Origin of the sequence: Streptomyces sp. NPDC096048 (assembly GCF_044763415.1) — a bacterium.
Taxonomy (GTDB): Bacteria; Actinomycetota; Actinomycetes; order Streptomycetales; family Streptomycetaceae; genus Streptomyces.
In genome coordinates this window covers 1-21,018 of sequence record NZ_JBIWGG010000005.1, presented here as the reverse complement: position 1 = coordinate 21,018, position 21,018 = coordinate 1, and the positions used below count along the sequence as shown (strand labels likewise).

Here is a 21,018-nt window from a genome sequence, read left to right as displayed (position 1 = left end):
TCCGGAATCTCATGGAGAGGTGGGCACCTGATGTCGAACGAGGACAAGCTCCGCGCGTACCTCAGGCGGGCCGTGGCCGACCTTCAGGAGGCCCGTCAGCAACTCGACGAGGCCGAGAACCGGGACCGCGAGCCCATCGCCGTCGTCGCCATGGCCTGCCGCTACCCCGGCGGCGTGCGCTCACCCGAAGACCTGTGGGAGCTGGCCAGGGGCGGAGTGGACGCCGTCTCCGCCTTCCCCACCAACCGCGGCTGGGACCTCGACCGGCTGTTCCACCCCGATCCCGCCCACCACGGCACCACCTACGCGCGCGAAGGCGGCTTCCTGCACGACGCCGGTGAGTTCGACCCGGCGTTCTTCGGGATCTCCCCGCGTGAGGCCCTCGCCATGGACCCGCAGCAGCGGCTGCTCCTGGAAACCTCCTGGGAGACCCTGGAGCGCGCCGGGATCACGCCCGACGCACTGGCCGGCAGCCCCACCGGCGTCTTCGTCGGCACCGGGCACGGCGACTACGACGGTGCCGCACGAGGGCGCCAGGAGGAGGTCGCCGGCCACCTCCTCACCGGCAACACGGTCGCCGTCGCCTCCGGCCGCCTGTCCTACACGTACGGCTTCGAGGGTCCCGCCGTCACGGTCGACACCGCCTGCTCCTCCTCGCTGGTGGCGCTGCACCTGGCCGTGCGCTCCCTGCGCCAGGGGGAGTGCTCCCTGGCCCTGGCCGGCGGCGCCACGGTCATGTCGACGCCGAAGATGTTCACCGAGTTCGCCCGGCAGCGCGGCCTCGCCGCCGACGGCCGCTGCAAGGCCTTCGCCGCCGCCGCCGACGGAACCGCCTGGTCCGAGGGCGCCGGTCTGATCCTGCTGGAGCGCCTGTCCGATGCCCGCCGCAACGGCCACCCCGTCCTCGCCGTGATCCGCGGCTCCGCCATCAACCAGGACGGCGCCTCCAACGGCCTGACCGCCCCCAACGGCCCCTCCCAGCAACGGCTGATCCGGCAGGCCCTCATCGACTCCGGCCTCACCTCCGCCGAGGTCGACGCCGTCGAGGCACACGGCACCGGCACCACCCTCGGGGACCCCATCGAGGCGCAGGCCCTCCTCGCCACCTACGGGCGGGACCGCGGCGACGGACGACCGCTGCTGCTCGGCTCGCTGAAGTCCAACACCGGTCACACCCAGGCCGCGTCCGGCGTCGCCGGCGTGATCAAGATGGTGCAGGCCATGCGCCACGGTGTCCTGCCCAAGAGCCTCCACATCGACGCGCCCACCCCGAACGCGGACTGGGAGGACGGCGCAGTCGAGCTGCTCACCGAGCACACCGCCTGGCCGGAGACCGGCCGTCCGCGCCGCGCCGCCGTGTCCTCCTTCGGCGTCAGCGGCACCAACGCCCACCTCGTGCTCGAGCAGGCACCGGCCGAGGACGCACCCGAGATCTCTGAGTCCGGACCGGCCGAGGATGAGTGGTGCCCGTGGGTGGTGTCGGGCAAGTCGGGTGCGGCGGTGGGGGAGCAGGCGGCGCGGCTGGCGGCGATGGTGCGCGCGTCGGATGCCTCCGTGCTGGATGTGGCGCATTCGCTCGCGGTGACGCGGGTGGCGATGGACCAGCGGGCGGTGGTCGTCGGCCGCGACGTGGAGGATCTGCTTGCCGGCCTCGACGCGCTGGCGGTGGGAGAGCCCTGCGCCCGAGTCGTGGAGGGCGCTGCGGGTGAGGGCTCGGGGGACGTGGTGTTCGTCTTCCCGGGCCAGGGTTCCCAGTGGGCCGGGATGGCGGTGGAGTTGCTGGAGACCTCGCCGGTGTTCGCGTCCCGTATCGCCGAGTGCGCGGGGGCGCTGGCGCCGTTCGTGGACTGGTCGTTGCCGGATGTGCTGCGTGGCGTGGAGGGTGCGGCGCCGCTGGAGCGGGTGGATGTGGTGCAGCCCGCGTTGTGGGCGGTGATGGTGTCCCTCGCTGAGGTGTGGCGTTCGCGGGGTGTTCGGCCGGCCGCGGTGGTGGGGCATTCGCAGGGGGAGATCGCGGCCGCGGTGGTGGCGGGCGGTCTGTCGCTGGAGGACGGTGCGCGGGTGGTGGCGCTGCGTTCGCGGGCGTTGCGGGCGCTGTCGGGTCTGGGCGGCATGGTGTCGGTGGCGCGTGGCGTGGATGAGGTGCGCGGGCTGCTGGCGGGCTGGCAGGACCGTATCGGTGTGGCGGCGGTCAACGGCCCGTCGTCGGTGGTGGTGTCCGGTGACGCGGATGCGCTGGACGCGTTCGTGGCCGAGTGTGACGGGGCGGGGGTGCGGGCGCGTCGGGTGGCGGTGGACTACGCGTCGCACTCGGTGCATGTGGAGCGTATCGAGGGGGAGTTGGCCGAGCTGCTGGCTCCGGTGACGGCCCGGCCGTGCGAGGTGCCGTTCTACTCCACGGTGACGGGTGAGGCGATCGACACCGCCGGGTTGGACGGTTCGTACTGGTACCGGAATCTTCGGGGGACGGTGGAGTTCGAGGCGGCGACGCGTGCGCTGCTGGCGGACGGTTTCCGGGTGTTCGTGGAGGTGAGTGCGCATCCGGTGGTGGCGGCCGGGGTGCGGGAGACCTTCGAGGACGCGGATGTGCGGGCCGGTGTGGTGGGCACGCTGCGCCGTGACGAGGGCGGGCTGGAGCGGTTCACGCTGTCGCTGGGTGAGGCGTGGGCGCTGGGCGCCGACGTCGACTGGGACGCGTACTACGAAGGCACCCGGCCGCACCGCGTGGACCTCCCCACCTACCCCTTCCGGCGCGAGTGGTACTGGCTGACACCCGCGGAGTCGGCCGCCGCCGCGTCCGGTGGTGACACCGCGGACGGCGCGTTCTGGTCGGCCGTCGAGAGCGGCGACGTGACCCGGCTCTCCTCCGTCCTGGAAGTCACCGGGGACGACGTCGAGGCCTTCGGTACCCTGCTGCCCGCGCTGGCGTCCTGGCGCCGCCGCCGTACCCTGCGTTCGACCCTGGACGACTGGCGCTACCGCGTCACCTGGACCGCGCTGACCGGCGCGGACGGCACCGTGCCCGGCGGCCGCTGGCCGGTGCTCGTCCCCTCCGGGCACGCCGACGACCCCTGGGTGGCCGACGTGCTCGGAGCCCTCACCGCCCGCGGCCTGCGCATCGAACGCCACGACCTCACCGGCGACGAGGACACCGCCGCCCTCACCGCCCTCCTCACCACGGGCACGGACGACGACCCCGACACCGGCGGCGACGCGCCCACCGGAGTGCTCTCGCTGCTCGCCCTCGACGAACGCCCCCACCCCGACCACCCCGCCGTACCGCGCGGCCTCGCCGCCGCCAAGGACCTGGTGCACGCCCTGTCCGGGACCGGGGCCCGGGTGTGGGCCCTGACCCGCGGTGCCGTCTCGGTCGGCGGCCACGACCCGCTGACCTCGCCGGTCCAGGCCGAGACCTGGGGATTCGGGCGTGCCGTCGCCCTGGAACTGCCCGACGCCTGGGGTGGCCTCGCCGACGTCCCCGCGGAGCCCGACGCCCGGTGCCTCGCACGGCTCGCCGCTCTCCTCGGAGGCGACGAGGACCAGATCGCCGTACGGACTTCCGGTGCGTACGCCCGCCGCCTGGCCCGCATGCCCCTCCCGGAACCGACGGCGGCCACCGAGGACGCGCCGGCCGTGACCGCGACCACCGACGACGACGGGATCGGCGGCTGGGGCGACCACCACACCGTCCTGATCACCGGCGGCACCGGCGCGCTCGGCGCCCATGTCGCCCGCTCGCTGGCCGCCCACGGCGCACGCCACCTCCTCCTCACCAGCCGCCGCGGTCCCGACGCGCCCGGCGTGTCCGAACTGGTGGCGGAACTGACCGGCCTCGGAGCACGGGTCACCGTCGCCGACTGCGACGTGGCCGACCGCGACCAGCTCGCCCGCCTCCTGGCCGGCCTCCCCGCCGAGCTGCCCCTCACCGGTGTCGTGCACGCCGCCGGCGTCCTCGACGACGGCGTCCTCGCCTCCCTCACCCTGGACCGTTTCGAGGCGGTCCTCCGCCCGAAGACGGTCGGCACCGCGCACCTGCACGAACTGACCCGCGACCACCCGGTCACCCTGTTCGTGCTGTTCTCGTCCATCGTCGGCGTCCTCGGCAACGCCGGACAGGCCAACTACGCCGCCGCCAACGCCTACCTGGACGCCGTCGCCGAACAGCGGCGCGCCGAGGGCCTGCCCGTCACCTCCGTGGCCTGGGGCCCGTGGGCGGACGCCGGCATGGCCACCGCGGACGTGCTCGCCGACCGGATGAGCCACGATGGCCTCGCCCCCATGGCCCCCGAGACCGCCGTCGCCGCGTTGCGCGCCGCCGTCGCCGAGGGCGCCTCCCACACCACCGTCGTCGACGTGGACTGGTGCTCGTACGCCTCCGTGATGACGGCGGCCCGGCCCAGCCCACTCGTCGGGGACCTGCCGCAGGTCCGCCGCGCCCTGGAGGCGGCCGCCGCCGCGGCGCCCGACACCCACGCCCTGCGCGACCGGCTGCGCGCCCTCGCGCCCGCCGAGCAGGACCGTCTGCTCACCGACCTGGTCCGGGCCGAGGTCGCCACCGCCCTGCGGTACTCCTCACCGGAAGCGGTCGACGTCGATCGCGCCTTCAAGGACCTCGGCTTCGACTCGCTGACCGCCGTGGAGGTCCGCAACCGGATCACCACCGCCACCGACGTCAAGCTCCCCACCACCCTCCTCTTCGACTACCCGAACACCGCGGCGGTCGTCGCGCACCTGCGCACCCTGCTCCTCGGCGAGGACCGCACCACCGCCACGCCCGTGGTGGTGTCCGCGGGCGTCACCGACGAGCCGATGGCCGTCGTCGCGATGGCCTGCCGCTTCCCCGGCGGCGTCACCACACCCGAGGAACTGTGGGACCTGATGGCGGCCGAGCTGGACGTCGTGTCCACCCCGCCCGAGGACCGCGGCTGGGACCTGGACTCCCTCTACGACCCGGACCCCGACCGGCAGGGCACCACGTACAGCCGCGAGGGCGGCTTCATCCGGGACGTCGCCGGATTCGACCCGGCGTTCTTCGGGATCTCGCCGCGCGAGGCATTGGCGATGGACCCGCAGCAGCGGCTGCTCCTGGAGACCTCCTGGGAGACCTTCGAGCGCGCCGGCATCGACCCGCGGACCCTGCGCAACAGCGCCACCGGCGTCTTCGTCGGCAGCATCACCACCGACTACCAGGTCCGGCTCGGCGGTGCCGCCGCCCAGGAGCAGCTGGCCGGCCACCTGATGACCGGCAACGCCTCCAGCATCGCCTCGGGCCGTCTCTCCTACACGTACGGCTTCGAGGGCCCCGCCGTCACCATGGACACCGGCTGCTCCTCCTCGATGGTGGCCCTGCACCTGGCGCTCCAGTCACTGCGCACCGGCGAGTGCACCATGGCACTGGCCGGCGGCGTCACCGTCATGTCCACGCCCGAGCCGTACGTGGAGTTCTCCCGGCAGCGCGGCCTGGCCGCCGACGGCCGCTGCAAGGCCTTCGCCGAGGGCGCCGACGGCATGGGCTTCGCCGAGGGCGTCGGCCTGGTGCTCCTCGAACGGCTCTCCGACGCACGCCGCAACGGCCACCCCGTGCTCGCGGTGGTCCGCGGCTCGGCCCTCAACCAGGACGGTGCCTCCAACGGCCTGACCGCCCCCAACGGCCCCTCCCAGCAGCGCGTCATCCGCCAGGCCCTCGCCAACGCGGGCCTCACGCCCGGTGAGGTCGACGCCGTCGAGGCGCACGGCACCGGCACCCCGCTCGGCGACCCGATCGAAGCGCAGGCCATCCTCGCCACCTACGGCCAGGACCGCGACCCCCAGCGGCCCCTGCTCCTCGGCTCGTTGAAGTCGAACATCGGTCACACCCAGGCCGCCGCCGGCGTCGCCGGCATGATGAAGATGATCCTGGCGATGCGGCACGGCACCCTGCCCAAGAGCCTGCACATCACCAACCCGACCCCCGTCGTCGACTGGTCGAGCGGCGCCGTCCGCCTCGTCACCGAGGCCGTGCCCTGGCCGGAGACCGACCGTCCCCGTCGAGCCGGCGTCTCCTCCTTCGGCATCAGCGGCACCAACGGCCACCTCATCCTGGAGGAGGCTCCGGCACCCGATCCGAAGCCGGCCGAGGAGGCGTCGCCGGTCGCCGAGGACGGCTGGTGGCCGTGGATGCTGTCGGCCAGGTCCCGCGGGGCCGTGGGCGAGCAGGCAGCGCGACTGGCCGCCGTCGTGCGCTCGTCGGACGCGCCGGTACTGGACGTGGCGCACTCGCTGGTGACCACCCGCGTGGCCATGGACCACCGTGCCGTGGTCGTCGGCCGGGACACGGAGACACTGCTCGCGGGCCTCGACGCGCTGGCCGCGGGCGAAGCCGCCGCCGGCGTCGTGGAGGGCGTCGCGGGGGAGGGCTCGGGCGGTGTGGTGTTCGTCTTCCCGGGCCAGGGTTCGCAGTGGACCGGCATGGCGACCGAACTCCTGGCGTCCTCACCGGTGTTCGCGTCGCGCGTCGCTGAGTGCGCGGCGGCGCTGGAGCCGTTCGTGGACTGGTCGCTGCCGGATGTCCTGAGGGGCGCGGAGGGTGCGGCCTCGCTGGAGCGCGTGGACGTCGTCCAGCCCGCGCTGTGGGCGGTGATGGTGTCCCTCGCCGAGGTGTGGCGGTCCCGGGGCGTGGAGCCCGCCGCGGTGCTGGGGCACTCGCAGGGTGAGATCGCCGCCGCGGTGGTGGCCGGCGGGCTGTCCTTGCAGGACGGCGCGCGGGTGGTGGCGCTGCGGTCGCGTGCGCTGCGCGCACTGTCCGGACTGGGCGGCATGGTGTCGGTCGCGCGGGGCGTGCGGGAGGTGCGCGAGCTGCTGACCGGCTTCGACGGACGCATCGGCGTCGCCGCCGTCAACGGGCCGTCGTCGGTCATCGTCTCCGGTGACGCCGACGCTCTGGACGAGTTCCTGGACCGGTGCGAGCGGACCGGCGTCCGGGCGCGCAGGGTGGCCGTGGACTACGCCTCGCACTCGGCACACGTCGAGCGGATCGAGGAGGAGCTCGCGGAACTGCTGGCCCCCGTCGTCGGACGGTCCTGCGGGGTGCCGTTCTACTCCACCGTCTCCGGGTCGGTGCTCGACACCGCCGAGCTGGACGGCGGCTACTGGTACCGCAATCTGCGCGGGACGGTGGAGTTCGAGGCGGCGACGCGTGCGCTGCTGGCCGACGGGTTCCACGTCTTCGTCGAGGTGAGCGCGCACCCGGTCGTCGCGACCGGGGTGCAGGAGACCATCGAGGACGCGGGCGCGAGCGCCGGCGTGGTCGGCACGCTCCGCCGTGACGAGGGCGGTCTGGAGCGGTTCACCCTCTCCCTGGGCCAGGCGTGGGCGCTGGGCGCCGACGTCGACTGGGACACGTACTACGAAGGCACCCGGCCGCACCGCGTCGACCTCCCCACCTACCCCTTCCAACGGCAGCACTACTGGCCGCGCTTCGCCGACCTCGGCGGTGACGTGACCTCCGCCGGCCTCGACTCACCCGACCACCCGCTGCTCGGCGCCTCCGTCGAACTGGCGGGCGGGGGCGGCCTCGTGGCCACCGCCCGCTGGTCGCTGCGCACCCACCCCTGGCTCTCCGACCACGCCGTGTCCGGCACCGTGATCGTGCCCGGCACCGCGCTCGTGGAGTCCGTGATCCGCGCCGGTGACGCACTGGGCTGCGGCCAGGTCGACGAACTCACCTTGCAGGCACCCGTCGTCCTGCGGGAACGCGGAGAGGTCCAGGTGCAGATCGCGGTCGGCGAGCCCGACCCTTCCGGGCGCCGCCCCGTCAGCGTCCACACCCGCACCACCGGACCCGACGGCGGAACGGAGGAGCTGTGGACGCTCCGCGCCCAGGGAACCCTCACCGAGCCCGGCGTACCGGGCGTCGAACGGCCCGAGGACTTCACCGTCTGGCCGCCCCGGGGGGCCGCGACCGTCGCCGCCGAGGGCTTCTACGACCTCCTCGCGGGCCGCGGTTACGAGTTCGGCCCCGTCTTCCAGGGAGTGCGTGCCGCCTGGAGCCGCGGCGACGACGTGTTCGCCGAGGTCGTCCTGCCCGAGCAGGTCCGCGGCGACGCCGCGCGCTTCGGCATCCACCCCGCCCTTCTCGACGCCGCCCTGCACGCGGCCAACCTCACGACCGACGGCGAGCGCACCGTCGTGCCGTTCGCCTGGTCCGGGGTGTCGCTGCACGCGACCGGCGCCACCGCGCTGCGCGTGCGGGTCTCCCCGGCAGGACCGGACACGATCACCGTCCACATGACCGACCCGACGGGCGCACCGGTCGCCGTCATCGAGTCGCTGGCCGTCCGCGAGGTCGCCGCCGAGACCCTCGCCCCGTCCGCGCGCGCCGCCCGCGACTGGCTGTTCCGGCTCGACTGGACCCCTGTCACCCCGCCCGCCGCCGTACCCGCCATACCCGGCCTCGCCGTCCTCGGTACCCTGGCCGACGCGCCCGACGGCAGCGGAACCCCGCTGCCCGCCTTCGGCACCCTCGCCGAGCTGACCGAACACCACGCCGCCACCGGGCGACCGCCCGGCGCCGTCCTGCTGTTCGTCCGTGAGCGGGTGGCAGCGGACGACCCGGACGTCCCCGACGCCGTCCTCGACGAAACGCTCGCCACCGTCCAGGACTGGCTCGCCGACGACCGCACCGACGGCACCCCGCTGGTCGTCCTCACACGCGGCGCCGCCGCCACCGGACCCGGCGACCCCGCCCACGACCTGCCCGGCGCCGCCGTGTGGGGCCTGGTGCGCTCCGCCCAGACCCAGCACCCCGGCCGCCTCGTCCTCGTCGACCTCGACGTCCACGACGACTCCTGGCGGGCCCTGCCCGCCGCGCTCGCCACCGGTGAACCGCAGCTGGCGATCCGTCAGGGCGAGCTCTACGCCCCCCGCCTGACCCGGCCCCGCACCGGCGACGCGCTCACCGTGCCGCCCGGTGCCGGCGCCTGGCGGCTGGACATCCCGCGGAAGGGCTCCGTCGACAAACTGGACCTCGTCGCCTGCCCCGAGGTCACCGAGGCCCCCGCCGCCGGACACCTGCTGATCGAGGTACGCGCCGCCGGACTCAACTTCCGCGACGTGCTCAACACCCTGGACATGTACCCCGGCCCGGCCGTACTCCTGGGCGCCGAGGCCGCCGGTGTGGTCACCGCCGTCGGCGACGGCGTCACCGACTTCGCCCCCGGCGACCGCGTCATGGGCCTGGTCACGGGCGGCTTCGCCACCCACGCCGTGGCCGACGCCCGCATGGTCGCCCCCGTACCCGACGGCTGGACCTGGGCGCAGGCGGCCTCCGTGCCCGTCGCCTTCCTCACCGCCTACTACGGGCTGCGCGACCTCGCCCGCCTGGAGGCGGGGGAGTCCGTACTGGTGCACGCCGCGGCCGGCGGCGTCGGCATGGCCGCCGTCCAGCTCGCCCGCCACTGGGGCGCCGAGGTGTACGGCACGGCCGGCGAGCACAAGCGCGCCCTGCTGCGCGCCGACGGCTGGGACGACACCCGCCTCGCCTCCTCGCGGAACCTCGGCTTCGAGGCCCGATTCCGGGCCGCCGGCGACGGGCGCGGCATCGACGTCGTCCTCAACTCCCTGGCGGGCGACTTCGTCGACGCCTCGCTGCGGCTCCTCGCTCCCGGCGGGCGCCTGGTCGAGATGGGCAAGACCGACGTCCGCGACCCCGAGCAGGTCGTCCGCGACCACCCGGACGTCGCCCTCTACCAGGCGTACGAACTGCGCGAGGCGGGCGAGGACCGTATCCGGGAGATGTTCCGCGACCTGACCGGACTGTTCGCCTCCGGCGCCCTGCGCCCGCTGCCCACCGTCACCTGGGACGTGCGCCACTCCCGCGAGGCCTTCCGCCACATGGCGCAGGCCAAGCACTACGGCAAGATCGTCCTCACCCTGCCGCGCGCCTGGAACCCCGAGGGCACCGTCCTGATCACCGGCGGCGCAGGCGTCCTCGGCGGCATCCTCGCCCGCCACCTCGTCACCCGGCACGGCATGCGGCACCTGCTCCTGACCGGGCGCCGCGGCCCCGACACCCCGGGCGCCGCCGAACTCCGGACCGAACTGGAGGAACTGGGCGCCCACGTCACCCTCGCCACCTGCGACGCCGCCGACGCCGACGCGCTCGCCCGGGTCATCGCCGCCGTACCCGCCGAACACCCGCTCACCGCGGTCGTGCACGCGGCAGGCGTCCTCGACGACGGCGTCCTGGAACACCTCACCCCCGACCGGCTGCGCACCGTCCTGGCGCCGAAGGCCGACGCCGCCCGCCACCTGGACCGCCTCACCCGCGGCCTCGACCTCGCGGATCTCGTGCTGTTCTCCGCGGGCGCCGGCGTCTTCGGCAACGCCGGACAGGCCAACTACGCCGCCGCCAACACCTACCTCGACGCCCTCGCCCACCGGCGCCGCGCCGAGGGCCTGCCCACCACCTCGCTGTCCTGGGGCCTGTGGGCCGACGCCAGCTCCCTGACCGGCCACCTCGACGACACCGACCTCGCCCGGGTGCGCCGCTCCGGCGTCCTGCCGCTGTCCGCCGCCGACGGCACCGCCCTCTTCGACGCCGCCCTCGCCGAGCAGCGCCCCCACCTCGTGCCCGTACGCCTCGACACCGGACAGCTGCGCGCCTGTGGCGGTGACGTGCCGCACCTGCTGCGCTCCCTGTACCGGACCCCCGCCCGGCGCACCGCCGAAGCGGGCGCCCCTACCGGCACCGACGGAATGCGGACACGTCTGGCGGGCCTGTCCGCCGAGGACCGGCTCGCCACCCTGCGCGACCTGGTCGGCACCTGTGCGGCGGCCGTCCTCGGCCACGCCGACCCCGCCCAGCTGCACGCGGGCCGCGCCTTCCGCGACCTCGGCTTCGACTCGCTGACCGCCGTCGAGCTCCGCAACCGGCTCAACGGCGCCACCGGACTGCGGCTGCCCGCCACCCTCGTCTTCGACCACCCGACCGTCACCGCACTCGCCGCCTTCCTGGACGGCGAACTCTCCGGCACGTCCCCCGCCACGCTGCCCGCCGCCCCCGCCCCGGCCTCCGCCACGCACGGCGACGACGACGTCTTCGCCATCGTCGGCATGGCCTGCCGGCTGCCCGGCGACGTCCGGTCGCCCGAGGACCTCTGGCGGCTGCTCACCGACGGCACCGACGCCATTGCGCCCTTCCCCGCCGACCGGGGCTGGGACCTCGACGGCCTCTACGACGCCGTACCCGAACATGAGGGCGGCTCCCGCACCCGCGAGGGCGGCTTCCTGCACGACGCCGCCGACTTCGACGCCGACTTCTTCGGCATCTCCCCGCGCGAGGCCCTGGCCATGGACCCGCAGCAGCGCCTCCTCCTGGAGACCTCCTGGGAGGTCTTCGAACGGGCCGGGATCGACCCCCGTTCCGTACGCGGCAGCCGCACCGGCGTCTTCGCCGGCCTGTCCTCCAGCGACTACCTCAAGCGTGTCACCCATGTCCCCGACGAGATCGCCGGATACGTCAACAACGGCAACGCCAACAGCATCGTCTCCGGCCGGGTCGCCTACACGCTCGGCCTGGAAGGTCCCGCCGTCACCGTCGACACCGCCTGCTCGTCCTCCCTGGTCGCCCTGCACATGGCGCTCCAGGCGCTGCGCGGCGGCGAGTGCACCATGGCACTGGCCGGCGGCGTCACCGTGATGTGCTCGCCCGAGATCATCGTGGACTTCTCCCGCCAGCGCGGCCTGGCCGCCGACGGCCGCTGCAAGCCGTTCGCCGCCGCCGCCGACGGCACCGGCTTCTCCGAGGGCGTCGGCCTGGTGCTCGTCGAACGGCTCTCCGACGCCCGCCGCAACGGTCACCAGGTCCTGGCCCTCGTCCGCGGCTCCGCCGTCAACCAGGACGGCGCGAGCAACGGCCTCAGCGCCCCCAACGGCCCCGCCCAGCAGCGCGTCATCCGCCAGGCGCTCGCCGACGCGGGCGTCCGCGCCGCCGACGTCGACGCCGTCGAGGCGCACGGCACCGGCACCCGGCTCGGCGACCCCATCGAGGCCCAGGCGCTGCTCGCCACCTACGGCCGCGACCGGGACGGCGCCCACCCCCTGCTGCTCGGCTCCGTCAAGTCCAACCTGGGCCACACCCAGGCCGCCGCCGGTGTGGCGGGCGTCATCAAGACGGTGCTGGCGCTGCGGCACGGCACGCTCCCCAAGAGCCTCCACATCGACGCGCCCACCGAGCACGTGGACTGGCAGGGCGACGGCGTCCGGCTGCTGACCGAGGCCACCGAGTGGCCCGCGCCCGCCGTGCCCCGGCCGCGCCGTGCCGCCGTCTCCTCCTTCGGCATCAGCGGCACCAACGCCCACCTCATCCTGGAGGAGGCCCCGGCCGACGCCCCGGCCGACGTTCCGGACGCCTCCGACGCCCTCGGAACCGACGGCACGTCCGTCCCCGTGTGGGCCGCCCCGACGGCAGGACCCGCGCAGGCCGACGCCACCGCGGACGCCGGTACGACCTGCGGGACGGCGCCCCTGCCCTGGACGCTGTCCGCCCGCAGCGAGGCCGCCCTGCGCGGCCAGGCCAAGGCCCTCCTCGCCCACCTGGACGCACACCCCGGAACCGCCCCGGCCGACATCGCCCACTCCCTGGTGACCCGCCGGGCCCTCCTGGAGAAGCGGGCGGTCGTCATCGGCACTACCCCGGGCGACTTCCGCGCCGGACTCGCCTCCCTCGCCGAGGGCAGCCCCGCCGCCTCCGTCGTCAGCGGCGGCCGGGGCGCCGGCCGCGACCGCAGGACCGTCCTGGTCTTCCCCGGCCAGGGCACCCAGTGGGAGGGCATGGGCGCCGAACTCCTCGACGCCTCACCGGCCTTCGCCCGGTCCATGGCGGCCTGCGAGGCCGCCCTCGCCCCGCACGTCGACTGGTCGCTCACCGAGGTACTGCGCCAGGCCGACGGCGCCCCCACCCTCGACCGGGTCGACGTCGCCCAGCCCGCTCTGTGGGCCGTGATGGTCTCCCTCGCCGAGCTGTGGCGCGCCCACGGCCTCGAACCCGCCGCCGTCCTCGGCCACTCCCAGGGCGAGATCGCCGCGGCCGCCGTCAGCGGCGCCCTGTCCCTCGCCGACGCCGCCGCGGTCGTCGCCGTCCGCAGCCTCGCCATCGCCCACGAACTGTCCGGGCACGGCGGCATGGTGGCCGTCGCCGTCTCCCACGAACAGGCGAACGCCCTCGTCGCCGACCTGCCCGGCGTCTCCGTCGCCGCCGTCAACGGCCCCGCCTCCGTGGTCGTCTCCGGAGACCCCGAAGGACTCGACACCCTCCTCGCCCGGTGCCGGGAGCAGCGCATGCGCGCCCGCCGCGTCCCCGTCGACTACGCCTCCCATTCGGCGCACGTCGACCGGCTCGCCGAGAGCCTGCCCGCCGCCCTCGCCGATGTCGAACCCCGCGAGGGTGACATCCCGTTCTTCTCCACCGTCACCGCCGACTGGCACCCGGGAACCGGGCTCGACGCGGCGTACTGGCACCGCAACCTGCGGAGCACCGTGCGTCTGGAGGACTCGCTGCGGGCCCTCGTCGACCAGGGCCACGACGTGTTCGTGGAGTGCAGCCCCCACCCCGTGCTCACTGTCGGCATCGAGGACACCGTGGCCTCCGCCGGGGCCGACGCCGTCGCCCTGGGCTCCCTGCGCCGCGACGACGGTGGCGTCCCCCGCTTCCTGACCGCCCTCGCCGCCGCCCACGTGGCGGGCGTGCCCGTCGACTGGCGGCCCGCCGTCGCCCACGGCCACCCCACCGATCTGCCGACCTACGCCTTCCAGCGCGAGCGGTACTGGCTGGAGGCGGGCGGCGAACAGGCCGACCCGGCGGGCCTCGACACCGTCGTACGGCTCGCCGACGGCGGAGCGCTCCTCAGCGGCTCCCTCTCCCTCACCACTCAGCCCTGGCTGGACGCCCACCGCACGCACGGCACCACCGTCGTCCCCGCCACCGCCCTCCTCGACTGGGCGGTGCGCGCCGGTGACGAGACCGGCCTGCCCCACGTAGTGGAACTCGACGAGCACACCCCGGTCACCGTCCCCGACGAGGGCCGCGTCGAGATCCAGCTCACCGTGTCCGCGCACGAAGACCCTGGCACCGGCTCTGAGGGCAGGGGTACCGGCTCTGAGGGCACGGGCACCGGCCCTGAAGGCCCTGGCACCGGTCCCGAGGACACGGGCACCGGCTCTGAAGGTACGGACATCCGCCCCGAAGGCACGGAAACCTGCCCCGAAGGCGCCGGCGGCCGCACCTTCACCGTCCACTCACGCCTCCTCGGCCCCGACGACGACACGGCCGGCCATACCCCCTGGACCCGCAACGCGACCGGAGTCCTCAGCCTCACCCCGCACACCGACCCCGCCCCGGCGAAACCCGGCCCCCGGCCGTCCACCGACGCGGCCGTCACCGTCGACATCGACCAGGCCCATGACCTCGTCCACCGCAGCGGCCTCGACCTGGACGCCCCTTTCCGCACCGTACGATCCCTGCGACGCTCCGGCGACACACTCCTCGCCGACGTCGAACTGGCCGAGAGCGCCCACGCGGACGCCACCCGCTTCCGCCTCCACCCGGCGCTCCTGCAGACCGCCGTCACCCTGACTGCGACCCCCGACGACGCCACCGCCCCGGTGCTCCCCGCCGCCTGGCGGAACGTCACCGTGCACGCGACCGGCGCCGCGCGGCTCCGGATCGCCCTGACGCCCGTCGGCGAGGACACCTGGACGGTCGACGCCCACGACACCACCGGCGCCCCCGTCCTGACCGGCACCGTCACCACCCGGCGGGCCGGCCCGGAGCGGCTCCCGGCGCCCCCCGGCCCCGACGCCCTGCACCGTGTCGCCTGGACCCCGCTGACCGACGGCCCCCGGAGCGCCACCCCGGACCACGACGGCCCCTGGGCGGTCCTCGGTACCCCGGGACGGCTGACCGCCGCCCTCGAGCGGTCCGGCGCCACCGTCCAGGTCCACACCGACCTCGCCGCCCTCACCGCGGCCCTCGACAACGGCTCGGCCGAACCCCCCGCCGTGGTCGTGGCCGTACACGGCCCCACGGCGGGCGACGACGCCGCGGCCGGCGCGCACGACTCCGCGCGACAGGCCCTCACCCTGGCCACCGAATGGCTGCGCGACCCCCGCCACGCCGGCACCCGGCTGCTCGTGGTCACCGAAGGAGCCGTCGCCACCGGACCGGACGACACCGTCCCCGGCCTCGCCGACGCCACCGTCTGGGGCCTGCTGCGCTCCGCGCAGACCGAACACCCCGGCCGTTTCCTGCTCGCCGACCTCGACCCGGCGGCGCGCGACGAGTCCACCCCGGGCGGACCCGACTCACCCACTGACACCGACACGGAACCCCAGGCCCCGGACGCCTCGGCCGACGCCCTGATCAGCGCCGTGACCGCGGCGGCCCGCACCGGCGAGACCCAGTTCGCCGTCCGGGCGGGCACCGTCACCGTGCCCCGCCTGGTGCGCGCAGTCCACCCCGACGGCGCCCTCCGGCCCGCCACCACCGGCGCGTGGGGCGACGGCACCAGCGCCGGCACCGTCCTGATCACCGGCGGCACCGGCGTCCTGGGCGCCCACGTCGCCCGCCACCTGGTCACCCGCCACGGCGTACGGCACCTGCTGCTCACCGGCCGGCGCGGGCCCGACGCCCCGGGCGCGAACGCCCTGCGCGAGGAACTCGCCGCCCTCGGCGCCGAGACCGAGATCGTCGCCTGCGACGCCGCCGACCGCGACGACCTGGCCCGCGTCCTCGCCGGCATCCCCGCCGAACACCCCCTGACCGCGGTGGTCCACGCGGCCGGCGTCCTCGACGACGGCCTCCTGGACGGCCTCACCCCCGACCGCGTCGACCGGGTCCTGCGACCCAAGGCCGACGCCGCCTGGCACCTGCACGAACTCACCCGCGACAGCGAACTCACCGCGTTCGTCATGTTCTCCTCCTACGCCGGAGTCGCCGGCGGCCCCGGCCAGGCCAACTACGCCGCCGCCAACGCCTTCCTGGACGCCCTCGCCCAGTACCGGCGCGCCCGCGGCCTCACGGCGCACTCCCTGGCCTGGGGCTTCTGGGCGGACCGCAGCGAACTCACCGGAGCCCTCGACGGCGCCGACCTGGCCCGCCTGGCCCGCTCCGGCATCCGCCCCCTGACCGCGGAGCAGGGCCTCGGCCTCCTCTCCGCGGCCACCGGCCTCGACACCGCCCAGCTCGTCCCGATCAGCCTCGACGCCCGCGCCCTGCGCGGCGACGAGGTGCCCCCACTGCTGCGTGTCCTCGCCCGCCCGGCCCCACGGCGCACCGCCACCACCGGCACCACGCCCCCCACCGGCACCGGAACCTCCGACGGCGAAGGACCGGCGGACCTCCGCCGACGACTGGCCGGACTCCCCGGCCCCCAGCAGCAGGCACTGCTGCACCGCATCGTCATCGGCCACGTCGCCGCCGTCCTCGGCCACACCTCCGCCGAGTCCCTCGACGCGGGCCGCGGCTTCCTCGACCTCGGCATGTCCTCGCTGACCGCGGTCGAACTCCGCAACCGGCTCAACGCCGAGACCGGCCTCTCCCTGCCCACCACCCTGATCTTCGACCACCCGGACCCGGCAGCCCTCGTACGTCACCTGCGTACCGAACTGGGCACCGACACCGGCGAGACGCAACAACCCGTCTTCGCCGAACTGGCCGACCTCGAAGCCGCCGTCGGCGGCGCAGAACTCGACGACCAGGAACGCGCCCACCTGGCCCAGCGCCTGAAGGCCCTCCAGTGGAAGCTCGACTCCACCCCGGACGGCGCCGAGCGCGACGACGACTCCGACCTCGACACCTCCACGGACGACGAGATGTTCGACCTGATCGACAACGAACTGGGGCTCGCCTAGCCGCCCCGTCCGCCGGCGCGCCACGAGCACGCCGCCGGACGCGCCCCCGCACCCCGATCCGGTCACCGCGTCCTTCTCGAACCCAGAGGATCCACCCCATGGCAAGCTCCGAAGACAAGCTCCGCGACTACCTCAAGAAGGTCACCGCAGACCTGCGCCGCACCCGGCAACGGCTGGAGTCTGTCGAGGCCCGGGACAACGAGCCCATCGCCGTCATCGGCATGGCCTGCCGCTTCCCCGGCGGCGTCCGCTCCCCGGAGGACCTGTGGCGCCTGGTCGCCGACGGCACCGACGCCGTCGGCCCCCTGCCGGAAGACCGCGGCTGGGACCTGGACTCCCTCTACGACCCCGACCCGGGCACCCCCGGCAAGAGCTACGTCCGCGAAGGCGGCTTCCTGGAGGACGCCGCCGCCTTCGACGCCGAGCTGTTCGGGATCGCCCCCCGCGAGGCCCTCGCCATGGACCCCCAGCAGCGGCTCCTGCTGGAGACCGCCTGGGAGGCCGTCGAGCGCGCCCGCATCAGCCCCACCGCCCTCCGCAACACCGACACCGGCGTCTTCGTCGGCGGCGCCGACACCAACTACGGCTCGCTCGCCCGCTCCGCCGAGGAGACCGAGGGCCACAATCTCACCGGCGGCGCCATGAGCGTCCTGTCCGGCCGCATCTCCTACACCCTCGGCCTGGAGGGCCCGGCCGTCACCGTCGACACGGCCTGCTCCTCCTCCCTCGTCGCCCTCCACCTGGCGGTCCGCGCCCTGCGCGCCGGTGAATGCTCCCTGGCCCTCACCGGCGGCGTCGCCATGATGCCGACCACCGAACTGTTCACCGAGTTCTCCCGTCAGCGCGGACTCGCCGCCGACGGCCGCTGCAAGCCCTTCGCCGAGGCCGCCGACGGCACCTCCTGGGGCGAGGGCGTCGGCGTCCTCCTCGTCGAGCGCCTCTCCGACGCCCGCCGCAACGGCCACCCGGTGCTCGCCGTGGTCCGCGGCTCCGCCGTCAACCAGGACGGCGCCAGCAGCCGCCTCACGGCCCCCAACGGTCCCTCCCAGCGACGCGTCATCGAAGCGGCCCTCGCCGACGCCCGCCTCACCGCCGACCAGGTCGACGCCGTCGAGGCCCACGGCACCGGCACCACCCTGGGCGACCCCATCGAGGCCCAGGCCCTCCTCGCCACGTACGGGCGCAGCCGCCCCGACGGGCGCCCGCTGCTCCTGGGCGGCATCAAGTCCAACATCGGACACGCCCAGGCCGCCGCCGGCGTGGCGGGCGTCATCAAGATGGTCATGGCGATACGGCACGGCCTGCTGCCCGCCACCCTCCACGTGGACACCCCCACCACGCACGTCGACTGGTCGTCCGGCACCGTCGAACTCCTCACCGAGGCCCTCGACTGGCCCGAGGCCGATCACCCCCGCCGGGCCGGCGTGTCCGCCTTCGGCATCAGCGGAACCAACGCCCACGTCGTTCTCGAACAGGCCGACCACGAGTCCGCCGGGCCCGCCGAGTCCGCCGAGCCCGCCGAGAGCGACGGTGTCGACGGGACGGAGAGCACGACCGCCGGCACCCGCACCGCAGGGACACCGACCGGCACGGACCCCACCCTCACTCCCTGGGTGCTCTCCGCCCGCTCGGAGACAGCGCTGCGCGCCCAGGCAGCCCGTCTCCTGGCGCACCTCCGCGCCACTCCCGACGCGCGCCCCGCCGACATCGCGCTCTCGCTGGCCACCAGTCGCGCCGCCCTCCCGCACCGCGCGGTCGTCCTGGCCGCCGGCCCCACGGCCACAGAGGAGGCCCTCACCGCCCTCGTCTCCGCCAACCCCCACCCCGCCGTCCTGGAGGACAGCGTCCGCGGCGGTCTCACCGCCTTCCTGTTCTCGGGGCAGGGTTCGCAGCGGCTGGGTATGGGACGTGAGCTGTATGCGCGTTTCCCGGTGTTCGCGGAGGCGTTCGACGCCGTGTGTGCGGTTTTGGACGGGCACTTGGGGTGTCCGCTGCGTGAGGTGGTGTGGGGCGAAGACGCCGAGTCGCTGAACGGGACGGAGTTCGCCCAGGCCGGGTTGTTCGCCGTCGAGGTGGCGTTGTTCCGGCTGGTGGAGTCGTGGGGTGTGCGGCCGGAGTTCGTGGCGGGGCATTCGATCGGTGAGGTGGCGGCGGCGCATGTGGCCGGGGTGTTCTCGCTGGAGGATGCCTGTGCTCTGGTCGCCGCGCGCGGCCGGCTGATGCAGGCGCTTCCCGCGGGTGGCTCCATGGTGGCGGTGGAGGCCACCGAGGCGGAGGTACTTGAGCACCTGGAAGATTTCGCTGGTGTGTCGATCGCTGCGGTGAACGGGCGGGCCTCCGTGGTGGTCTCCGGCGTGGAGGACGCGGTGGAGGCGGTGGCGGAGATCTTCCGCGGACTGCGACGGCGTACGTCCCGGCTGCGGGTTTCGCACGCGTTCCATTCGCCGCTGATGGAGCCGATGCTCGGTGCGTTCCGTGAGGTGGTTGCGGGGCTGTCGTTCGGTGAGCCGCGGGTGCCGGTGGTGTCCAATGTGACCGGTCGGGTGGCGGAGGCCGGTGAGCTGGCGGGTCCGGACTACTGGGTGCGTCATGTGCGTGAGGCGGTCCGCTTCGACGACGGTGTGCGGGCTCTGGTGGAGCAGGGTGTCTCGCGGTTCGTGGAACTGGGTCCGGACGGTGTGCTCTGCGGGATGGCGCGGGAGCGTGCGGGTGAGGACGCGGTCCTGGTCCCGCTGCTGCGCAAGGACCGTGACGAGGAGAGCACCGCACTGACCGCCCTCGGCCGGCTCCACGTCACCGGTCTGGGCGTCGACTGGGCCGCCGTCCTCGACGGCACCGGCGCCCGTGCCGTCGACCTGCCGACCTACGCCTTCCAGCACCAGCGCTACTGGCCCGTACCCACTCCTCCTGTCGCCGAGGACGTCGAGTCGGCGGGTCTGCGGTCCGCCGGCCACCCCCTGCTCAGCGCCGCCGTCGAACTTTCGGACTCCGGCGGCCTGCTGCTCACCACCCGGCTGTCGCTGCGCACCCACCCCTGGCTCGCGGAACACGTCGTCATGGGCAACGCCCTGCTGCCCGGCACCGCCTTCGTCGAACTGGCGGTCAGGGCCGGCGACGAGGTCGACTGCGATCGCGTCGAGGAACTCACCCTCGCCGCCCCCCTCGTCGTGCCCCAGCAGGGCGGAGTGCAGCTCCACCTTCACGTCGGCCCGGCCGACGCCGCGGGCCGTCGTACGCTCACCGCCCGATCCCGCCCCGAGGGCGCCGAGGGCATGCCCTGGACGGAGCACGCCACCGGCGTCCTCGCGCCGGGGGAGCACACCGCCGACTTCGACACGACGGTCTGGCCGCCGGCCGACGCCGAACCCCTTGACCTCACAGGGCTCTACGAGCGCATGGCCGAGGGCGGTTACCGCTACGGCCCGCTCTTCCAGGGACTCCGCGCCGCCTGGCGACGCGGCGACGAAGTCTTCGCCGAGGTGGCGCTGCCCGAAGGCGCCGAGCGCGAGGCTGCCGGTTACGGGCTGCACCCGGCGCTGCTCGATGCTTCCCTGCACATCTCCGCCCTGGGCGGCCTCGCCAGGGGCGTGGTTCCGTTCTCCTGGGAAGGAGTGTGCCTGCACGCCTCCGGCGCCCAGGCGGTGCGGGTCCGCATGACCCGCACCGGCGACGAATCCGCGGCTGTCGCCGTGGTCGATTCCGCCGGTGCCCCCGTCGCCAGCGTGGAGAACCTGGTGCTGCGCGCGGTCACCGCAGGGACGGCCGCTGCCGGTACCTCGAGCCGTGACGCGCTCTTCCACGTGGAGTGGGTCACCGCCCCGGCCGTGGAGGACGGGTCCGGAATCGGCCCGGTCGGCGTGCTGGGCGAGGTCGCGCATCTGCCGGGCGAGGAGTACCGAGCCTTCGACAGCCTGGGAGAGTTGGCCGGCAGCGGTGAGGTGCCGGGGACGGTGCTGGTCGGTGCCGGTGCCGGTGCATCTGCCGGTGATATCGGTGTGGCCGATGCTGTCCACGCTGCCGCGGTGCGGGCGCTGGAGTTGATCCGTTCGTGGCTGGTGGAGGAGCGGTTCGCCGCTTCGCGGCTGGTGTTCGTGACGTCGGGTGCCGTGGACGGTTCGGATCTGGCCGGGG

At 74.7% G+C, this 21,018-nt stretch carries 2 protein-coding genes; both read left to right on the top strand.

The genetic code is table 11. The annotated features are described in order from the left end of the window. Positions 1-30 precede the first annotated feature (30 nt). Positions 31-16,887 carry a type I polyketide synthase gene (locus ACIQ6R_RS14475; protein ID WP_404221386.1) on the top strand — a complete coding sequence of 5,619 codons (16,857 nt, stop codon included), beginning with the start codon at positions 31-33 and terminating at the stop codon, positions 16,885-16,887. Positions 16,888-16,943: 56 nt separating this feature from the next. Further along, positions 16,944-21,018 (top strand): type I polyketide synthase (locus tag ACIQ6R_RS14470; RefSeq protein WP_404222160.1); only part of this gene is annotated, 4,075 nt, incomplete at its 3' end.